The organism is Pseudomonas sp. SIMBA_067 (assembly GCF_046534675.1).
Lineage (GTDB): Bacteria > Pseudomonadota > Gammaproteobacteria > Pseudomonadales > Pseudomonadaceae > Aquipseudomonas > Aquipseudomonas putida.
Genome location: NZ_JAWRYH010000281.1, coordinates 1 through 281, shown reverse-complemented (window position 1 = coordinate 281; position 281 = coordinate 1). Strand labels below are relative to the sequence as shown.

1 protein-coding gene is annotated in these 281 nt (G+C 64.4%); it reads left to right on the top strand.

Translation table 11 applies throughout. From position 1 onward, the window contains the following. Positions 1-281: GntR family transcriptional regulator (locus SB765_RS29090; RefSeq protein ID WP_410932413.1), on the top strand; the 281-nt coding region annotated here is incomplete at both ends.

Below are 281 nucleotides of genomic sequence, written 5' to 3'. Positions count from 1 at the left end.
CCACCCGTCTGCTCGCCGAACAACTGGGCGTGTCACGCAAGACCGTTGCCGAGGCCTACTCGCGGCTGACCTTCGACAATCTGCTCAGTGGCGTGGTCGGCCGTGGCTCCTTCATTACCCCGCAACTGCCTGTGCGCACCAACGAAGTGGCCGCTATTCCACTGGCGGGTGCCGCATCCCTCGAACGCTGGCAACAACGCGCTACCGTGCTGGGCAGGCGGCAATTGCAAGCACCGTCGCGCTATGACTTCGTCGGCGGCACCTCAAGCAAGGCGCAGTTC